The following is an 18,468-nucleotide window of genomic DNA, read 5'->3' as shown; positions in this document are numbered from 1 at the left end:
CTCGACACCCTATTGTTTGCCGAGGGACGGTCCGATCCGCGATCGGACCGGAAGCCCCCTCGGCCCGACCCGACCACGGACGGAGGATCCCGATGACCGCACCCGACCCCAGCATGGCGAGCGTTCGCTACATCGTGGACGACGTACAGCAGGCGATCGACTTCTACACCGCCCACCTGGGTTTCACCGTGCTCAACGCCTTTCCGCCCGCCTTCGCCGACGTCGCACGTGGGCCGCTGCGACTGCTGCTGTCCGGGCCGCCCAGCTCAGGAGCCCGGGTCACGCCCGAGGACGTGGCCGGGGCCGGCCGGAACCGCATTCACCTCATCGTCGACGATCTCGACGCCGAGCGGGACCGGCTGCACCAGGCCGGGGTGGAGTTCCGCAGCGACATCATCTCCGGACCCGGTGGGCGTCAGATGCTGCTCGCCGACCCGGCCGGCAACCTCGTCGAGCTGTTCACCCCGGCCGCCCGCGGCTGAACCTGGTGGCGACCCCGCCCGCGACCGGCCAGCAGCGGCACCGGTAGCGCATCCGACCCCGCCTCGACGGAACGGACGCCCGGTCAGCGGGCTGCGTCACGGGCGGCGAGTCGCCTCGCCAGGATGGGGACGATCACCGCGGCGGCCAGCAGATGGGTCGCGCCCAGGACGAGCTGGGTGGACACGGCGGTGTCCTGGGCGAGGCCGGGTCCGGCGAGCGAGAGCAGGGTGAACCCGACGCAGGCCACCACGAAGGTGCGGGCGGGCCGCTTGGCCCAGCGGGCCAGGACCACCGCGAGGACGATCCCGCCGATCGACCAGAGCACGACGCTCTGGGCGACGGCGCCGACCCCGATCTTCTGCGCTTTCTCTTCCCAGACACCGGCTGCCGCCATCGGGACACCGGCACCTCGGGCGACGAGCGTGAAGGCCTCCGCCACGACCGCACCGACGAGGGCGGCCAGGACGCCGACCAGCCATACCGGGAGCGTGTCCAGGGACCAGGCCAACCGGGGCGAGGACGGGGATTGGGGAACGGACGCACCCACGGCAATGCCTCCTGTTCGGCGGCTGGGGCGATGTGTCTTTCGTAGCGTAGACGGGGCACCGCCGAGCCGCTAGATCCAGGCCAGCGAGAACATGAGATTTTCACTCACTCGCGTCGATCGGTAAATGCCGCCTTACCGGTACGTCGCACCGGCTATCGGCGCAGAAACCAGCCCCGGATGGCGGATTCCGACCAACCGCCAATGTGAGACCGTTCCGTGACCGAACCCGGCCCGTGGCCTTCGCCAACCAATTCGTCCCGGTAATTCGGAAAACGGCCGACCGGGCACCAGTCGAAGGTAGGTTGGCGGTAGGCCCGTGGTCGACTTCGGCATGCCGGCCGGCAACCACTCCATACGCACGCCGACGCCGGTGTCCGGCGTCCGGCCGAAGGGATCTTCGATGTCCGTCCGTGGTCTGCTCACTGCCGCCGTGGCTGCCCCGCTCGGCGGGTTCGCGCTCGCCGTACCGGCAGCGGCCCAGGTTCCGATCGCCGTCGACGGTGGTGGCGGCAGTGGCTCCGGACGGGCCGGGTCGGTGGTGGCCCTGGTCCTGGCGCTGATCGGGGTGGGCGTCGGCGCGTGGGCGCTGCGCTCCGCAGGTCGGGCCGGCGCCGGCAGCGGTCGGGGCGGTGCCATCGCGGCCGTGGTGCTGGGGCTGGTCGGCATGATCGTCGGCGTGCTGGCCGCCACCGGCTCCGGCGGCGCGGTCGGCACCGGCAACGGCCGAGGCGGCGCTGTCGCCGCCGTGGTGCTGGCACTCGTCGGCATCGTCCTCGGCGGACTGGCTCTCGCCCGTTCCCGCCGCACCGCCTGAACGCTTGATGCCACTCGTGCCGCGCCGCCGGAGCGGTCAGATGAAGTCCATCGCCCCGGGCTTCCACTTGTAGTGCGACTCGAGCTTGTAGTACTCGCCGTGCGGCGTCAACGCGACACCGTAGACGAACTTCCGATCCTCGCCACCGTACGGAACGCTCTTCACGAACGTCTCGATTTCCGGTTCGACCGGTACGGGAAGCGTCGTTAGATCCGTGGCGGCAGCGGCATAGCAGATCCGCTCGATGCGCGGTGAATCCCAGCCGAGCGTGACGTACAGGCCGAACGCCTGCTCGCCGAGCTTGAGCATCCGCTCACTCGGTTCGGCCATGCCGATCTCGCGGAGCGTCGACCGGATCGTCGACGATGCGAAGCATTCGGCCGGTACGTCGTTGAAGTAGACGTTCACCGTTCGGCTCGGGTAGTCGAATCCGAGCACGCCGACCCGGTCGTCCAGTCCGTGCCGGGCGAAGAACTCGCCGTTCTCGCCGAGACTGCGCGGCATGGTGGGGAGGTCGGCGAACCTCGACGCCTCCTGTAGGTCGTCCGGCCGGAAGAACGCGTAGATCTTCTTGAAGCCACCGACGGCTCCGAAGTCGATGCCGTAACTGTCGACGGAGCAACGCTTCTGGACGTCCGAGAGCAGGGTGCCGATGGGATGCTCCGTCTCCGGGGTGAGGCCGTTCGACCGGGCGAAGGCGTAGGGGTCCCGCTCGTCCGGGTGCGTCGTGAACCGGCAGTCCAGCTCACCGACGTGGCGTAACGCGGTCGCCACCCGGAACGCGACCACGGCGCCGGGGTGCGCGAACGCGTCTCCGAACGCGGAGAGAATGGGCCAGACCGTCTCCCGCGAACAGGCCACGTTCAGCAGCCGGGCCGATTCCTCGATGGTGGAGTAGAGCTCTGCGGCCTCAGAAGTTCCGGACATTGATCCTCCAATACCCCCGGTGGTACGTGACGACATCGGATCCCTAACCACCGATCTTCGCTGTCGTGCCCTTGCGTTCCAGTCGGACGTGCGCCCGCATGAGTTCGCCCGGATTGGTCTGCGCCGCGAGGAGGGAGAGTTCGCCGCAGAGCACCGTCGCGGCCGCGATCACCGCGAGCCGGCGGGCGTTCTCACCGGGTTCGCGGGCGGCCCGGCAGCCGAGTCGGGTCAGGTTCTCCTCGACGAACTCGATCCCCTTGCCGTTGCCGACGGTTCCCACGATCAGGTTCGGCAGGGTGCAGGAGAAGTAGAGGTCGCCGTCCCGGTCCTCGGCGACGGTCACCCCCTGTGAGCCTTCGACGATGTTGGCCGCGTCCTGGCCGGTCGCCAGATAGAACCCGAGCAGCATGTTCGCGTAGTGCGCGTTGGCCGAGCGGATGCCGCCGGCGAGCAGGGTGCCGATCATGTTCTTGTGCACGTTCAACTCGGCTATCGCGGCGGCCGTCGTGCGCAGCGACTTGTGCACGATCTCGCGCGGCACGAGCAGTTCGGTGACCACGTTCTTGCCCCGACCGAGGATGCCGTTGATCGCGGTGGCCTTCTTGTCGGTGCAGTAGTTTCCCGAGATAGAGCCGTACGAGATTCCCGGGATGCTCTGCAGGATGTGGGACAGGATCGCGTCGGCGGCCAGCGTCGCCATGTTGTGCCCGGAGGCGTCGCCGGTGCTGAAGTCGAACCGGAGAAACAGCAGGTTGGCCGTGATCTCGTGGTGGAAACCGATCAACTCGACGTACCTGCCGCAGGTCCGTACGATCTCGCGCAGTTCGTCCAGTCGCGCGTCGACCTCCAGCGAGGCCAGGTACGCGGTCCGCGCGTCCTTGGCCCGGACGAACACCGAGCGCGTCATCCGCTCGTCGACCAGGGTGGCGACGATGCCCGGCTCGACCATCATGGAGATCCTCGCCCCCCGGCCGACGGACGGCCAGAGCGGCGACTCGTAGGTAGCGAGCGGAACCTCCGTCTCGATCTCCGCCACATCTCCCGAAATGCGTACCGGACCCACCCATTTCATGGGAACGCCGGCGACCGCGTTCGTGTCGTTCAACGGATGCCTCCAATCGTCTCGTGGGTGGTGCCGTAAGACCTGGAACGGGTGGCGAGCCGGCTGGTCTCGATTCCCCGGTCGGCGCAGAACGCGCGCAGTTCGCCATGGACCAGCACGTCGCATCGGGCCAGGTCGGCCGGGGTCCGCGCGCCCAGCGCGGTCATCAGGGCGGCCAGTTGGTCGAGCCACCGGGAGATCAGCGCCACCAGCGCGGGCACGCCGCCGTCCAGCACCGTCTTGAGGAACAGGCCGGACACCCCGGCGGCGGACGCGCCGAGCGCCAGTCCCCGCACCACGTCCAGCGGATGGCGGATCCCGCCGGAGGCCAGCACCGGGATATCGACGCCCTGGGCGTCCAGCAGGCACGCGGGCGTGGACTGGCCCCAGCCGTTGAGGAAGGAGTAGTCGGCCCGGTCCCGCCGGTCGTTCTCGATGCGCGCGAAGTTCGTACCGCCGCTGCCGGCGACGTCGGCCACCCGTACGCCCAGGTCCCGCAGCGTCGACAGGGTTTCGCGGCTCAGCCCGAAGCCGACCTCCTTGACGATCACCGGGACGTCGACGCCGGCCACGATCTTCTCGATCCGCGGCCCCCACGAGGCGAACGACCGGTCGCCCTCCGGCATCACCGTCTCCTGGATGACGTTCAGGTGGATCTGGAGGGCGTCGGCCTGCAACAGGTCGACGGCCCGCCGCGCCTTCTCGACGGAGGCGGTCGCGTTGACGTTCGCCATGATGAACCCGGTCGGGTTCTCCCGGCGCATCACGCTGAAGGTGTGCGCCACCGACTCGTCGGCGAAGTACGCGCTCATGGAGCCCGTCGCGATGGGGACCCCGGTCTCGCGGGCGGCGATCGCCAGGTCGCGGTTGATGAGACCGGTCTTGACGCTGCCGCCGGTCATCGCGTTGATGCACAGTGGCACCGGCCATTCGAGGCCACCGAACCGGGTGGTCAGGGACACCTCGGACCGGTCGAGGCCAGCCAGGGCGTGGTGGACGAAGGACACCTCGTCGAACTGGTGGTGTCCGCCGAGTTGGCGTTGCTGCTCGGTGGCGAACCGGACGTGGTCGTCCTTGCGGTTGGCGATCATTCCGTGCTCCCGTTCGTCGGCTGGACATGAATCGGCATGGGGAGCACCCCTGCGGCGGCCCACTCCTTGTGTAGTTGCGAGATCTCCCGCTCCGCCGTGCCGTCCAGCAACGCGATGCCGCAGTCGCCGCCCCCGGCACCCGAGGGTTTGGCCGCCCCGCCGACGCTCTCGGCGGCGTCGCACAGCGCGGTCAGCCTGGTCGTGAAGATGCCCAGCCGAACCTCGTCGTCCAGCTCGGCGAGCACCTGGCGGGCATCACGGACCTGGTGCAGCAACTCGTGGTCGTCGCCCCGGTCCAGCGCGCGGATCGCGGCCCGCACGCACTCGTCGCTGCGCGCCAGGAAGCTCCGTTGGGACGTACTGCCCGGCCACTGGCCGGTGCGCAACCGCCCGGCCAGCGCGGCGGTGCTGACCGGTTGTCCCGTCCAGCCCACCTGTAGCGCAAGCCCGCGCGGCGGGGGCAGCCGGCGTACGGCGAACCCCGGCCACGGTGCCCGCAACGCCTCCTCGATGCCCCGGCGCTGCGCGAGGACGAGCACAGCGACCCGGTCGGGCGCGTGGTAGGCGATCCACCCGCCCCAGACGCTCGCGGCGAGATCGCCGCCGGAGGAGCCGGGATCGCGCCGCGCCGTCGCCAGCATCGCCAGCCGGAACCGCGCGTCGGGCGACAGCTCCACGCCGTGGTACGCGGCCACCGCCGTCACCACGGCGACGGTCACCGCGCCGCTCGACCCCAGGCCGAACTTGGTCCCGTCCCGGTGCAGCCGACTGGAGATCGAGACGTGGATCGGGGACGTGGGCAGTCCGCGCCCGGTCAGCAGCTCGTCGACCACGTCGATCGCCGACACCACGTGGCCGAGGCGGTCGGGCACCGGCTGCCCGTGGTCCGCGTCGAGCCCGCCCAGCCCGTCGGCGCCCCGGCGCAGTCGCGTCCGCCCCGGGCAGAGATCGGATTCGACCACGACGTCGGCGTCCCCGGCTTCGGCTCCGGCTCCGGCTTCGGCTCCGGCTTCGGCTCCGGCTCCGGCTCCGGCTCCGGCTCCGGACACGGTGACGGTGACCTGCCGATCCACCGCCACCAGGATCGCCGGGTGGCCCGGTTCCACCACCGCGTACTCGCCGGCGACGAAGAGCTTGCCGGGCGCGTGCCGGCGGACCGTGCCCCGGCCGGTCACCGCTCGGCCCCCGTTCGCAGGCGGGCGCCCGGCCCGCGCCGGGCGGTGACCACCGAGCACCCCGGGGCGGCGTCGCGCAGCGCCTCGGCCACCCGGGCGGCATCCGTGCGGTGGCAGAGCACCTTGACGTTCGGCCCGGCGTCCATGGTCGCGTAGGCCGGTACCCCGTTCGCTCGTAGCCACCCGACGCGGTCGAGCACGGCCACGGTGGCCGGCGACAGGTAGCGCACCGCCGGCCGTGCGGCCAGCATCGTCGCGTGCATGCCGAGGGCGTTCCGCTCGGCGATCTCTCCCACCGCGTCGAGATCGCCACGTCGCAGCGCCACCCGCATCTCGGTCAGGTCGGCCGCGCTCGAGGTCGCCCACGACCGGTAGAGCGGGGAGGTCTCGACGGTTCGCCGCATGGCGGCGCGGCTGGACACGGCCTTGGGGCCGGCGTCCACCAGCGCGATCACCAGCGCCGGGTCGAAGTCCGGGACCGGCACCGGCTCGGCGTAGGAGTCGAGGTCCGCGTCCTCGCTGGTCCCCCGGCCCGCGTGGCAGATCGCGAAGTCACCGAAGATCGACCGGGCGGCCGACACGGACCCGCGCCGGGCCAGGCGGGACAGCGCGGTGGGGTCGAGGTCGAGGCCGTACGCGGCGGCGCCGGCGAGGGCCAACGCGGCGAAGCCACTCGCCGAGGACGCCAGACCCGCTCCGGTGGGTACGGCGTTGCGGGTGTCGACCTCGGCCGGTTCGGTACGCCCCGCCAACTCCCGGACCAGGTCCAGGAAGGCGACGACGCGCCGCCGCTGTTCCCCCTCCGCAGGCGATCCGTCGAGCGTGACGCTGTCGGCCGGTGCCTCGGGACTGAGCCGGACGGTGGTGGTCGTCGGGAAGACGTCCAGGGTCATCGACAGGCTGTCGACGTACGGGATCATGAGTTGCTCGTCGCGCTTGCCCCAGTACTTGATCAGCGCGATGTTCGGATGGGCGACGGCGGTCGCGCCGGGGTCGAGGACCTGCCCAGCCGGTCCGGCCGGCGTCATCTGGTGGTCAATGGCCATGACTCGCGAACCTCCCCGTCGGTACGACCCAGGTCCGGATGGCGCCGGCTTCGTGCAGGCCCCGCACGACCGTCTCCGCCCGGCGGGGGTCCTCGGCCAGCGCGATCATGCAGCCACCCAACCCGCCGCCGGTGATCTTGGCGCCCAGACTGCCGGCCGCGAGCGCGGCGCCGACCAGCGCGTCGATCCGATCCGTGCTGATCCCGATCTCGCGGAGCAGCCGGTGGTTCTCGGTCAGCCGCGCGCCAAAGTCGGGCAACCGGCCGACGGTGAGGTCGCGCAGGGCCGCCCGGGTCAGGCTCGACACCTGACGTACGAAGGCCTCCTGCGTCTCCGCCTCGCGCTCGAACCGGTGCCGTACCAGCTCCACGGCGTCCTTGGTGCTGCCGCCGACACCGCTGTCCGCGATGACGAACAGCCCGTCGAAGCTGGTGGAGACGGGCGCCTGACGGCCGGCACGCGCGATCCGGTCGGGGTGGCCCTCGTCGGCGTGACCGTCGGCCCGCTCCGGTGGGTGCGCGGGGCACTGCCCCAGCATGGCGACGGGCAGTTCCCGGGCGGTGCCGGTGTGGAAGAGGAGGGGAGCCGTCGCACCGGTGGCGAGCGCGTCGATGCCGCTCGCCCGGCCGTGCGCCACCCGTTCCGAAGCCTGCACCAGATCGAACACCGTTCGCGCGTCGAGCCGGCGGTCGAAGACCTCCGCGAGTGCCAGCACGGCCGCTCGGGCGCACGCGGCACTGGAACCGAGTCCACGACCCTGCGGGATCGCGCTGTCGATGAGCACGTCGGCGCACATGCGCTCGACGACGGCAGCCCGCTCCTTGAACTCCGCCACCAGGTGTTGCAGGCCGTCGTTGGCCAGTGGTGTCACCGACGTGGTTCCCGGTCCCGTCATCGCGAAGGAGATCCGGTCCGCGCCGTCAGCCGGGATTCGCGTCGCGGTCGCGGTGACCGTCAACTGCGGAACCGGAATGACCAGCGCCGGAGCGCCGTACACGACGGCGTGTTCCCCGAGCAGGATGGCCTTGCCGTGGGCGCGGCCGACGCCGACCCGGCCGGGCGCGGCACCCGGGCCACCGGGACCACCGGGCACGGCGTCCGGGGCATCGGTACGGCCGTGGGCCGTACTCGGGGCATCGGTGCGGCCGTGGGCGACGCCCGGATCGCCGGCGGAGCTGGCGCGGCCGGCGAACGTGAGTGGATTCGTCGGTGACATCACTGGGCCCGCTGCGTTGCCTTGATCGCCATCTCGGCGAGCTGGTGTTTCGCGGCGCTGGTGGCGGTGCTGGCCGCCAGCACGGCCATGGCCCGGTCGAAGCGGAGCGCGATCTGCCCTTCGATGTGCTCGACGGCACCGACGCCGACCAGGATGGCCCGGGCGCGGGCCAGTTCCTCGTCGGAGAGGTCGGTGCCGACCGTCGCCCGGAGGAACGCCGCATCCGCCGGGTCGTGGGCGTCCGCCCGCTCGAGCGCCGTCGCCAGCAGCACCGTTCGCTTGCCCTCGCGCAGGTCGTCGCCGGACGGCTTGCCGGTCACCGTCGGGTCGCCGAACACGCCGAGCAGGTCGTCGCGGAGCTGGAACGCGATCCCGATGTCGGCCCCGAACGCCCGATAGGCCGCGACCAGGTCGGCGTCCGCGCCGGCGATCGCGGCACCGAACTGCAGCGGGCGTTCCACCGTGTACGAGGCCGTCTTGTACTGGTCGACGCGCAGTGCCGCGTCGACGTCCTCGTCGTCGCTCGCCTGGCTGACCAGGTCGAGGAGTTGGCCGTACATGACCTCCGAGCGGACCGCGCACCAGACCGGGGAGACCCGGGCGTGCGCGTCCGCCGACAGCCCGGAGGCGCGGACCAGGACGTCGGCCCAGATCAGGGCCAGGTCCCCGATCAGGATGGCGGTGCCCGTGCCGAAGGCGTCGGGGTCACCGGAGAACCGCCGCGCCCGATGCCGCTCGGCGTATGCCACGTGCGCGGCGGGATGGCCACGGCGGGTCCGGGACGCGTCGATGATGTCGTCGTGGATCAGGCACGCCGCGTGCAGCAGCTCGAATCCCGCACAGGCGCTCAGCACCGCCGTGGCGGCCGGGTCGTGGGGATCACCGCCGGCGCCGAGCCAGCCCAACCAGGCGAAGGCCGGCCGGATGCGTTTGCCGCCGCGCAGAACGTAGCCCTCGAGTTCCGCGACCATCGCCGCGAGGTCCGGACCGAGCGCCTCGGCTTCGGCGCGGCGTTCGGTGAAGAAGTCCCTGAGCGCGGCATCGACAGCAGCCACGTCCGCAGCCGCCCCGAGATAGCTGACGGTCATGTACCCCACTTCCGATCGAAGTGACGATCACCTTCACGCCCATACACCCCGGACTCCCACGAGTTGTCGGAAAACATGTAATTTCGGGCGCGAGACCTCTGGCCCGTTCCGGACGCACGAATCTCCGAGGAAAGCAGCACCAATTCCTGACCAGCACGACTACCATCTATGCACTGATCGACATCAACGACAGTAATCGCATCGCGCTGCCCTGCCCACTACTCACACGGGTAGTGCAGGCTAGTACATCCATTCACGTCACAGCGCCGTGAATCCCGTATAACTGAGGTGGCGCTTTCGCCGCGACGGTCGACCGAGCCCGACTCCGCGCCGGGTGTGCAACTGTCAGCTCCGGACAGTCGCACACCCGCGACGCTGGCCGGGCCCGTGGCACACGTTGGACGATCCACCAGAGATACCCGGGGTGGTAACCATGAATCCACTGGTAGGGCGTGAGCAGGTGCTGTCCTCGCTGGGCAGCCGGCTGGACGCCACCCTGCGGGGATCCAGCAGTTGCGTCATCGTCGACGGACCGTTCGGCGTGGGCAAGACCCACCTGCTGAAGGCCACGGGCGTGGAGGGGGCGGAACGCGGTCTGACCGTGGTCGCCGGGAGGGCCAGTATCACCGGCCAGCCGATCCCCATTCACCTGCTGATCAATTTCCTGCGACGGGTGATGTCCGGTGAAGCCGATTTCGACGATCTGGTCCGCCCGGACAGAAACCCCTTCTGGGTGATGGACCGGGTGGGTGAACTGGTCGAGAGCGCGGCCCGCAGACACCCCCTCGTGGTCGTACTGGACGACGCGCACCGGATCGACGACGTCAGTGCGCTGGCCCTCCGGGGGCTCGTCCAGTCGCTGGCCTCGTCACCGGTGCTGTGGCTGCTCGCCCGTCGACCGGTGCCCACCCAATCGCTGGCCCAGCACGCCATCGACTGGCTGATCGACCATGCCGCGGTACGGCTTCACCTCGGGGCGCTGGACGACGAGGCGGCAGCCGAGTTGTGCACCAGCATCCTCGGCGCCAAACCGGATGCGTCCGTACTCGACTGGGCGGCTCGGTGCGGCGGCAACCCGTGGCTGATGGAGCACGTGTTCAGCGCCCTCATCAAGGCCGGACAGATGATCATCATCGACGGGGCGGCCTCGGTGGTGGCCGAGCGGCTGCCCGAGGGCGTCCTCACCGCGGTGCACGGCCTGCTGGACGAGCTGTCGCCCGCGGTTCGGCGGCTGCTCGTGGCGGGCCGGGGGATCGGCCACACGTTCACGGTCGAGGAGGCGGCGGCCCTGCTCGACGATTCCGCCGAGCTGTCCTCCGGGGTCGACGAGGCGGTGCAGGTGGGCTTGGTACGACGGGTGGGCCCGGAGCTGACGTTCACCCACCAGGTGGTCGGCGAGGCACTTCAGCACGCCGCGTTCCGGGAGCGCTCCGCGGCCGGGCCCGCCCTCGGGTCGGCGGCCGGGCCGGGGACCAGCGCGGGAGACGCCGGCGGGGATCGGCGCGTACCGCGCTCGCCCGCTCCCGTGGTGCGCCCTTCCCTGGCCAGCGTGGCGGACACCCGTGTCGAACGGCCAGGCCCTGTCGCACCGGTCGGGACCTCCTCACCGGCACCCCAGCCGCCCGCCGGCTGCGACAACCTGGTGGCTCGGGCCGTCGCGCAACTGGGTGTTCTCTTCGACGACGCGCCGCGAACGCTGGCCCGTGCCCTGCGTCTGCTTGCCGGAGCGGGACGGGGCAGCGAAGCCTGCCGGCTGGCCGACATCGCCCTGCGCCCCGGTCTCGACGCGGCAGCCGAGTCGCAGTTGGTGCTCGAGCTGGGGCAGGGACTGCGGGACGCCGACAGCCCCGACACGGCGGCCGAGCTTCTCCAGCGGACGCTGGCGCGGCAGGACATCTGCGAGCTGGACCGCGCCAAGCTGAATCGGGCGTTCGCGGACACCGCGAAGCGCGTGCGCGACGTACCCGACCCGGTCCCGGCAGCGTGGCGCGGTGAGCCGGCGACGCCGCGATGCCACGGCGAACGGCCGCTCTGGACGTGGTTGGTCCGGGCGCTCGTCGCGGCCGACCAGTTCGAGGAGGCCACCGCCGTCCTCGCCGCCGTCCGGCAGGAGTCGGAGCCGCGCGGCGAGACCTGGTCGGAGTCCCTGTGGTACGGCCACCGCGCCGAACTCCTGGCTGCGGTGGGTCGACTCGAGGAGGCACGGGTCGACGCCGAGACGGCGCTTCGCCTGGTGGAGCGGTCGGCGCCGGAGGACGCCGTACCCGCGCGCCTCGTGCTGGCCCGGATCAGCATGGGTCGCGGCGATCTCGCCACGGCCAGCGACCAGTTGCGCCTGACCGAGCGGCTGACGACCGGTGACGCGCCAGCCGACCGGGCCCGCCTGGACTGGGCGCTCGCGCAGTTCCACGCCGCCAGTGGGCGCCCGGCGATGATGGTCCAGACGTTGATCAACATCGAGGGGCGGGTCGTACCCGATCCGCTGCTCTTCTCCGAGGCACCGACCGCGGCGGCGACGCTCGTTTGCCAGGCCCGGCAGGTGGGACTCGGCGCGGAGGCCGAACGGGCGGCCGAGTTCGCCCGGCGACTCGCCCAGCGCAACCCGCTGGTGCAGTCACTGGCGGGGGCCGCCGAACACGCCGAGGGCGTCCTGCGCAACGACCCGGTCGCGCTGCACCGGGCCGCTGATCTCCATCGGCTCGCCGGACGCCCGCTGGCGGCGGCCAGCGCGCTCGAGGACGCGGCGCGGGTCGAACAGGGCGTGCGGGACCGGACCCGGGCGGTTCGGCTCCTCGAGTCCGCCCTGGATCTCTATCTGGAATGCGGCGCGCAGTGCGACACAGACCGGGTGCAGCAGCAGCTTCGTCATCTCGACGCGCCCAACGTCCGTCGGCTCGCTGCGGAGCGGCCCAAGTCCGGCTGGGAGAGCCTCACGAGCGCGGAGCTGCGCGTCGTACGGGCAATCGTCGACGGCCGGACCAACCGGGAGGCGGCGAGCGTCCTGTTCCTGTCGCCGCACACCGTCGACAGTCATCTCCGGCGGGTGTTCTCGAAGCTCGACATCAACAGTCGCGTCGAACTGACCAAGCACTTCATCGCGCACGAGGCCTTCCCACCGGTACTGGCCGTCGCGCACCACCCGGCGTCCGCCGGCTGACCAACCCGGTCGGCGGACCGGGTCCCTACCCGGGTTGTCACCGTCGGTCAGACGGCCTCACCAGCGATGTGGCCGGAGTTCTCGTCGTCGCCCATCGAGTAGATCGCGACCTTGCTCGAGTAGCTCGCCGCTCCGTGCGCCAGTTCGACCCGGGTGTTGATGCCCAACTTCCGGTAGATCTTCCGGAGGTGGTAGTTCACGGTGTGCGCCGACAGATGCACCTGCTTGGCTATCTGTCGGTTCGTCAGGCCCACGCTCACCAGGTAGGCGATACGTCGCTCCATGTCCGAGAGAACGGACCAGCAGGCGGCGGTGTCCGGACCGACCTCTTCCGAGTAGGCCGGATCGGTACGCCGTGCGGCCAGCGGAGTTCTGGCGGCATAGAGCTTGGCGAGTTCCTCGGTCGCCAGGGCCACCGAGATCGGATCCGGCGACTGCACGATGATGAGCGCCAGGGCAGCCGAGGCGCTGTTCGCCAACGCTTTCGCGTGCATGGCGGTAAGACCGATGACCGAGATTCCGGGGTTGTCACCGGCGAGGCCGTCCACCGTCTCGAGCACGCTCCGCTCGAGGTCGCTGTCGCCCACGTCGCGGGCGAGCCGGACCAGGAACGCGGCGGCACTCGGATCCTCGATGTACAGGCTCCGCTGCGTCGGCAGATGGCCGTACCTGCCGGACAACAGTTGGGCAGCCGCCCGGGGCCCTTCCCGTTTGACGGTGATGAGCATGTCCGCCCAGGCGTACTGCACGGAGTCCAGCACCACCTGGCTCGCCACGGCACTGTGCGCCCGCCTCAGGTAGTCGACGGCGGCGGGGAGATCTCCCAGATAGAACGAGGCGGTGCTGAGCACGGAATAGGCGAGAGGTCGAAGCATGGGAACGGCGTCCTGCCCCGCCGCGGACGTCGCCAGCTCGGCCTCCCGGCGCGCCTCTCCTATTCGCCCGGCCTGGAGGGACAACCGGGACCGCATCACCGCCGGCGCCGCCGTCCAGACCGGCGTGGGCAGTCCGCGCAGGCCGGCCTCCGCATCGGCGATCAGCGACTCGGCCTTGTCGAAGTCACGGAGGTTCGCGAGTTTTCCGGCCAGCGCGAGCTGGAAGTGGAAACGCCAGACCGGATCGACATTTTCGCTGTTGTGCACCGCGGCACGCCCCAGGCTCAGGCTCTCCGCCAGCTTTCCCGCCCGCCAGAGCAGATTGGAACGCACCGCCAACGCCATCAGTGCGGCGACGTCCCCCGGCGCGGCCCCTCGTTCCCACAGAACCTTCTGGGCGACCTTCTCCGCTTCCTTCCTGCCGAGCAGGAAGTAACCCAGAATTACCGATGCCTCCGCGTCGAGCCGGTCGGCAGGCGACATGCCCGGGGTGGCGAGCATGCGCTCCGCGACACGTACCCCGGCTGCCGCGTCTCCGTTCATTATCAGCCGGTGCGCCCTCGAGCACGCTCCGCCCACGCCCTCCCTGTCCACACCGTCGGTCGGACGCTCGGTCATCCACAGGCTCTCGTACGACTGGGCGCCTCTCCCGGAGAGAGTCATCGCCTCACTCCGCAGGGCGTCGCGCGCGGGAACCGGGATCGACTCGATGATCCCCAGCAGGACGAACTCGCTCTGGAACGCGAGTTGCCGCTCGACCGCGACGACGAACCCCGCCGCCATCGCCTCGTCCAGTACGGTGAGCAGGGTAGCCGAGGATCGGCCCAGCAGACTGGACACGTCCGCCAGCATGAACGATCTGCCCAGTGCCGCCGCGACCTTGAGGAACTGCTGACAGTTCGCGCTCAGCTCACCCAACCGGCTCACCACGAATTCGAGGAGGCGACGCGGAACGCGGGGTTCGACCAATTGGACCACGCCACCGTTTTCCCTTACCAGCCCCTCCGCCACGAGACCGAGCGCGAGTTCGGCCAGCAGGCGCGGATTCCCGCCGGCCCCGGCCGCGAAATCAACCAGCTTCTGGTCCACCTCAGCCCCGAGGAGGTTACGCAGGGCCTGCTCGGTGCCATCCCCATCCAGCGGACCCGGTTCCAGTTCCTCGGTGACTCCCGCAGCGGCCGGTGTGCCCACTGGCTTCTGATTCCCTAGCATCGGTCTCGTCGCCATAATCCCCCCTCGAGATTATGTTCACGCTCCTGAAAACGGGTGCCGGTATGGTGTTATGTGGCGTCGCCGCCGTCGCCGGCGCTCGAAATTTGACCACCTTACCACACAGCAATGTCGTTCATCGATGCGCGCAACCCTGCCAACCGTCGGTTGACCGGCCATCGGGGGAAGCTATGAGATACCGGGAAGCCCGCCCGATAACGGGACCAACCGAACGATGCCAGGGGACGGGCTGACGGCACCCGGAAGGGAAGGGCCAGCGGCGGCCGCGGACCACCGACCCTGAAGTGGGCCAACAGGGTGATGTCGGCTACCGTCCGCGTCCGTGAAGCCATCTCGCCTCCTCTCCACTGTGCTCCTCTGCGCCTCTCTGACGACTCTCGCCGCCTGCGGCGGGGAGGACACCACGACGGAGTCCGCGCCCCCCGCCGCGTCGGCTCCCGCGTCGCCGACCACCTCCGCCGCCGAGCCGCCCTCCCCGTCGGCGGCAGCGGTCACCAAGAGCGACAAGGAACTCTGCGAAGCCACGAAGCAGATCGGGGAGGAGATGAAGGCATCCGTCGTCAAGGTCTTCCAGGGCGACGCGGCAGCGGCGCCGGCCGCGTTCGGCAAGATCCTGACCGACTTGGACCAGAAGATGACCGCCCTGGCCGCGTCCGGGGGTGACGGCGCGGTGACCGCCGGTCTGAAGCAGTTCGCGGCGGAGTCCGCCAAGGCGGCCAAGGCCGCGGACCCGGTGGCCGCCGCCGACAACCCCACCTTCGAGAAGGTCGGCACGGACCTCACCGCCGCCTGCAAGGCGGCTGGAGTCGACGTCAACTTCTGACGGCGCCCTCCCTCTCCCCACCCTCGCCCCAGGCGGCCCAGCCCGCCTGGGGCGACGCTGTTCCTACGCACCGGCCGGCGGACGCGGGGTGACAACCGCAGGGCCAGCCCACGGCGCCGGGCATGGCGACGTCCTGCCCGACAACTGGCCCAACCATCGTGTGTAACGCGTCCGTGACACCTGAGGCAATACCTAACGCTTAGAAGCTTGTCAATATCATCCTCATATCGCGAACATCGAAGAAATCCAGGTTCGTAAATATCGACGCTAGGATTCTCCCATCGTCCAGCGCCTCTGATGGGCCCCGAGTCCCACGAGAGGCCACCACAGTAGGAGGACCGGGAGATGACACTCCCCCGCACTCACCGGCGTACCTTCGCCGCGGTCGGCGCGCTTGCCGGCGCCGCCATGGTCACCGCCATGGTCGGCGTTCCCGCAACGGCAGCCCCGTCCGTCGGCGAGATCCGGAGCGCCGGTGGCGCGACGGCCGTGGCCGACAGCTACATCGTGGTACTCAAGGACAGCGCTGTCGGCGGCCGCGCCGGCACCCGGCAGGGCGCGGTGAAGAGCACCGCCAAGTCCCTGGCCGACCGCTTCGGCGGTACCGTCGGGAACGTCTACGGTGACGCCCTCAACGGCTTCTCGGTGAAGCTCTCGGAGCAGGCCGCCAAGCGCCTCGCCGCGCACCCGTCGGTCGACTACGTCGAGCAGAACCACACGGTGACGACGCAGGCCACCCAGTTCAACCCGCCGTGGGGCCTGGACCGCATCGACCAGCGGAACCGGCCGCTGAGCGCCTCGTACACCTACACCAGTACCGGCGCGGGCGTCACCGCGTACATCATCGACACCGGCATCCGGAAGAGCCACGTCGACTTCGCCGGCGCGGCCGTCGACGGCATCGACACGATCGACGGCGCGCTCCCGGCCGACGACTGCAACGGTCACGGCACCCACGTCGCCGGCACCGTCGGCGGCAACGCCTACGGTGTCGCCAAGGACGTCCGGCTGGTCGCCGTCCGGGTGCTGAACTGCGCGGGCAGCGGCACCTGGGACCAGGTCATCGCCGGCGTCAACTGGGTGACCGGCAACCACCTGCCGGGCCAGCCGGCGGTGGCGAACATGAGCCTCGGTGGCGGTCTCACCGCCGCCCTGAACACCGCCGTGGCCAACTCGATCGCCGACGGCGTCACCTACGCGGTGGCCTCCGGCAACTCGTACGGCGCCAACGCCTGCAACTACTCGCCGGCCTCGGTGTCGACCGCGCTGACCGTCAACGCGTCGGACAGCAACGACGCGCGGGCCACCTTCTCCAACATCGGCACCTGCACCGACCTCTTCGCCCCGGGCGTGAGCGTCCTGTCGGCCTGGTCCACCAGCGACACCGCCACCAACACCATCAGCGGCACCTCGATGGCCTCCCCGCACGTCGCGGGTGCGGCCGCCCGGGTGCTCCAGCTGAACCCGTCCTGGACCCCGGCCCAGGTGCACTCGTACATCGTCACCCAGGCCACGCCGAACGTGATCAGCAACGCGGGCACCGGTAGCCCGAACCGGCTGCTCTACGCGGCCCCCACCTCCTGACCCACCGCCACTCCACCGGCCCCGGGGCGACTCTCGCCCCGGGGCCGGACCCTCTTGGAGGAGAGATCATGATCAGATCACGCCTGCGGGGTCGACTGCTCGCCCTCGCCCTGGCGTCCGCCCTGACCGCCGTCCTCGCTCCGGTCGGCAGCGCCTCGGCCGCCCCGGCCGCCGAGGGCACGATCCGCCACGCCGGCGCCGCCGACGCCGTACGGGACAGCTACATCGTGGTGCTCCGCGAGGACGCGACGCGTCCGGCGGGCAGCGAGGTCACCCGGGTCGCGGAGCGACTCCGGGCCCGTTACGGCGGAACCGTCGGCCACGTCTACCGCAGCGCCCTGACCGGTTTCGAGGTACGCCTGTCGGAGCGGGCCGCCCGTCGCCTCGCCGCTGATCCGGCGGTCGCGTACGTGGAGCAGAACCGGGTGACTCCGCTGATCGGCCCCGGTACGCAGTTCGGCCCGCCGTCCTGGGGCCTGGACCGGATCGACCAGCGCGCCCTGCCGCTCGACAACCGGTACTCGTACCCGAACACCGCGCACAACGTGCACGCGTACGTCGTCGACACCGGCGTCCGGGCCACCCACCTGGACTTCGGCCCCCGGGTCACCGGTGGCATCGACCTGGTCGACGGCGCGCTGCCGGCGGACGACTGCAACGGCCACGGCACGCACCTGGCCGGCACCATCGGCGGCACCAGCCACGGCGTCGCCAAGGAAGTCATGATCCATCCGGTACGGGTGCTGAACTGCCAGGGCAGCGGCACCTTCGCCACGGTGATCGCCGGGATCGACTGGATCACCGCGAACGCCCTCCGGCCGGCGGTCGCGGAACTGGCCATCGGCGGGGGCGCCAACGCCACCCTGGACGCGGCGGTGACCAACTCGATCAACCACGGCATCACCTACGTCACGACCGGTGGCAGCTCGAACGGGAACGCCTGCAACTACTCGCCCGGCCGGGTGCCGGGCGCGCTCACCGTGGTCGGCGCCTCGGCGACCGACGCCCGGCTGTCCAGCGGCAACTACGGTAGCTGCATCGACCTGTTCGCCCCGGGCGTGAACATCACGTCCACCTGGCACACCAGCGACACCGCCGTCGCCACGATCAGCGGCGGCTCGACGGCCTCCGCGCATGTCGCCGGTTGCGCCGCGCTCGCCCTGTCGGCCAACCCGACCTGGTCCCCGGCGCAGGTGGCCAGCTACCTGACCAGCCGGGCGACGGCGAACGTCGTCACCGGCGTGCCCTCGGGCACCCCGAACCGGCTGCTCTACTGCGGCCCCTGATCCGGCCGTACCACGGCCCCGGGA

The 18,468-nt window shown here is 70.8% G+C and carries 15 protein-coding genes; 6 read left to right on the top strand and 9 right to left on the bottom strand.

Annotated elements, in window-relative coordinates; translation table 11 throughout:
• Positions 1 to 92: 92 nt before the first annotated feature.
• Complete coding sequence (locus GA0074692_RS31980; protein WP_091651708.1) at positions 93 to 482, top strand: VOC family protein; 390 nt, start codon at positions 93 to 95, stop codon at positions 480 to 482.
• 83 nt (positions 483 to 565) lie between these two features.
• On the opposite strand, the gene GA0074692_RS31975 is transcribed toward GA0074692_RS31980, so the two are convergent.
• Positions 566 to 1,030: a DUF6069 family protein gene (locus GA0074692_RS31975; protein WP_091651706.1), complete on the bottom strand. Its 465-nt coding sequence runs from the start codon at positions 1,028 to 1,030 to the stop codon at positions 566 to 568.
• A gap of 400 nt (positions 1,031 to 1,430) precedes the next feature.
• Here GA0074692_RS31975 and GA0074692_RS31970 point away from each other — a divergent pair, with 400 nt between their 5' ends.
• Positions 1,431 to 1,844 (top strand): DUF6223 family protein, encoded by a 414-nt coding sequence (locus GA0074692_RS31970; protein ID WP_091654437.1) that lies wholly within the window; start codon positions 1,431 to 1,433, stop codon positions 1,842 to 1,844.
• Between the two features lie 36 nt (positions 1,845 to 1,880).
• Here the strand turns inward: GA0074692_RS31970 and GA0074692_RS31965 are convergent, their stop codons facing one another.
• The 7 genes from GA0074692_RS31965 to GA0074692_RS31935 are packed head-to-tail and all read right to left on the bottom strand — an operon-like array spanning position 1,881 to position 9,489.
• Positions 1,881 to 2,771, bottom strand: coding sequence for an aromatic prenyltransferase (locus tag GA0074692_RS31965; RefSeq protein WP_091651703.1), 891 nt, complete (start codon positions 2,769 to 2,771; stop codon positions 1,881 to 1,883).
• Positions 2,772 to 2,814: 43 nt separating this feature from the next.
• Positions 2,815 to 3,876: a hydroxymethylglutaryl-CoA reductase gene (locus GA0074692_RS31960; RefSeq protein ID WP_245730548.1), complete on the bottom strand. Its 1,062-nt coding sequence runs from the start codon at positions 3,874 to 3,876 to the stop codon at positions 2,815 to 2,817.
• Complete coding sequence (gene fni / locus GA0074692_RS31955) at positions 3,873 to 4,964, bottom strand: type 2 isopentenyl-diphosphate Delta-isomerase (RefSeq protein ID WP_091651698.1); 1,092 nt, start codon at positions 4,962 to 4,964, stop codon at positions 3,873 to 3,875. Before fni ends, GA0074692_RS31960 begins: the two co-directional genes overlap by 4 nt.
• Complete coding sequence (locus tag GA0074692_RS31950) at positions 4,961 to 6,139, bottom strand: phosphomevalonate kinase (protein ID WP_091654432.1); 1,179 nt, start codon at positions 6,137 to 6,139, stop codon at positions 4,961 to 4,963. The genes fni and GA0074692_RS31950 overlap by 4 nt, the downstream gene beginning before the upstream one ends.
• On the bottom strand, positions 6,136 to 7,185 hold the full coding sequence (gene mvaD / locus GA0074692_RS31945; RefSeq protein WP_245730546.1) for a diphosphomevalonate decarboxylase: 1,050 nt from the start codon (positions 7,183 to 7,185) through the stop codon (positions 6,136 to 6,138). The genes GA0074692_RS31950 and mvaD overlap by 4 nt, the downstream gene beginning before the upstream one ends.
• Positions 7,175 to 8,401: a GHMP family kinase ATP-binding protein gene (locus tag GA0074692_RS31940; protein ID WP_091651695.1), complete on the bottom strand. Its 1,227-nt coding sequence runs from the start codon at positions 8,399 to 8,401 to the stop codon at positions 7,175 to 7,177. Before GA0074692_RS31940 ends, mvaD begins: the two co-directional genes overlap by 11 nt.
• Positions 8,401 to 9,489 carry a polyprenyl synthetase family protein gene (locus tag GA0074692_RS31935; RefSeq protein ID WP_091654426.1) on the bottom strand — a complete coding sequence of 363 codons (1,089 nt, stop codon included), beginning with the start codon at positions 9,487 to 9,489 and terminating at the stop codon, positions 8,401 to 8,403. Before GA0074692_RS31935 ends, GA0074692_RS31940 begins: the two co-directional genes overlap by 1 nt.
• Before the next feature lie 433 nt (positions 9,490 to 9,922).
• Between GA0074692_RS31935 and GA0074692_RS31930 the strand changes: the two genes are divergently transcribed.
• Positions 9,923 to 12,646 carry an AAA family ATPase gene (locus GA0074692_RS31930; RefSeq protein WP_091651692.1) on the top strand — a complete coding sequence of 908 codons (2,724 nt, stop codon included), beginning with the start codon at positions 9,923 to 9,925 and terminating at the stop codon, positions 12,644 to 12,646.
• Between the two features lie 47 nt (positions 12,647 to 12,693).
• Here GA0074692_RS31930 and GA0074692_RS31925 read toward each other — a convergent pair whose 3' ends face one another.
• The gene (locus tag GA0074692_RS31925; RefSeq protein WP_218106727.1) at positions 12,694 to 14,712 is read right to left on the bottom strand and encodes a LuxR family transcriptional regulator; all 2,019 of its coding nucleotides are present in this window, start codon (positions 14,710 to 14,712) and stop codon (positions 12,694 to 12,696) included.
• Positions 14,713 to 15,073: 361 nt separating this feature from the next.
• Between GA0074692_RS31925 and GA0074692_RS35105 the strand changes: the two genes are divergently transcribed.
• The 3 genes from GA0074692_RS35105 to GA0074692_RS31910 all read left to right on the top strand — a co-directional run bounded on the left by GA0074692_RS35105 (position 15,074) and on the right by GA0074692_RS31910 (position 18,444).
• Positions 15,074 to 15,574 (top strand): hypothetical protein, encoded by a 501-nt coding sequence (locus GA0074692_RS35105; RefSeq protein WP_176738639.1) that lies wholly within the window; start codon positions 15,074 to 15,076, stop codon positions 15,572 to 15,574.
• A gap of 345 nt (positions 15,575 to 15,919) precedes the next feature.
• Positions 15,920 to 17,158: a S8 family peptidase gene (locus tag GA0074692_RS31915; protein ID WP_091651680.1), complete on the top strand. Its 1,239-nt coding sequence runs from the start codon at positions 15,920 to 15,922 to the stop codon at positions 17,156 to 17,158.
• 68 nt (positions 17,159 to 17,226) lie between these two features.
• The gene (locus tag GA0074692_RS31910; RefSeq protein ID WP_091651676.1) at positions 17,227 to 18,444 is read left to right on the top strand and encodes a S8 family peptidase; all 1,218 of its coding nucleotides are present in this window, start codon (positions 17,227 to 17,229) and stop codon (positions 18,442 to 18,444) included.
• The last annotated feature ends 24 nt before the right edge of the window (positions 18,445 to 18,468 follow it).

This window comes from Micromonospora pallida (genome assembly GCF_900090325.1).
Lineage (GTDB): Bacteria > Actinomycetota > Actinomycetes > Mycobacteriales > Micromonosporaceae > Micromonospora > Micromonospora pallida.
Note: the sequence above shows the minus strand (reverse complement) of the source record. Positions and strands in the feature narration are given on the sequence as shown.

Bases quoted from the DNA above. Each gene is read 5' to 3' on its own strand.
- GA0074692_RS31980 (WP_091651708.1), top strand. From the start codon at position 93: ATGACCGCACCCGACCCCAGCATGGCGAGCGTTCGCTACATCGTGGAC.
- GA0074692_RS31965 (WP_091651703.1), bottom strand. From the start codon at position 2,771: ATGTCCGGAACTTCTGAGGCCGCAGAGCTCTACTCCACCATCGAGGAA.
- fni (WP_091651698.1), bottom strand. From the start codon at position 4,964: ATGATCGCCAACCGCAAGGACGACCACGTCCGGTTCGCCACCGAGCAG.
- GA0074692_RS31970 (WP_091654437.1), top strand. From the start codon at position 1,431: ATGTCCGTCCGTGGTCTGCTCACTGCCGCCGTGGCTGCCCCGCTCGGC.
- GA0074692_RS31910 (WP_091651676.1), top strand. From the start codon at position 17,227: ATGATCAGATCACGCCTGCGGGGTCGACTGCTCGCCCTCGCCCTGGCG.
- GA0074692_RS31915 (WP_091651680.1), top strand. From the start codon at position 15,920: ATGACACTCCCCCGCACTCACCGGCGTACCTTCGCCGCGGTCGGCGCG.
- GA0074692_RS31935 (WP_091654426.1), bottom strand. From the start codon at position 9,489: ATGACCGTCAGCTATCTCGGGGCGGCTGCGGACGTGGCTGCTGTCGAT.
- GA0074692_RS31930 (WP_091651692.1), top strand. From the start codon at position 9,923: ATGAATCCACTGGTAGGGCGTGAGCAGGTGCTGTCCTCGCTGGGCAGC.
- mvaD (WP_245730546.1), bottom strand. From the start codon at position 7,185: ATGGCCATTGACCACCAGATGACGCCGGCCGGACCGGCTGGGCAGGTC.
- GA0074692_RS31940 (WP_091651695.1), bottom strand. From the start codon at position 8,401: ATGTCACCGACGAATCCACTCACGTTCGCCGGCCGCGCCAGCTCCGCC.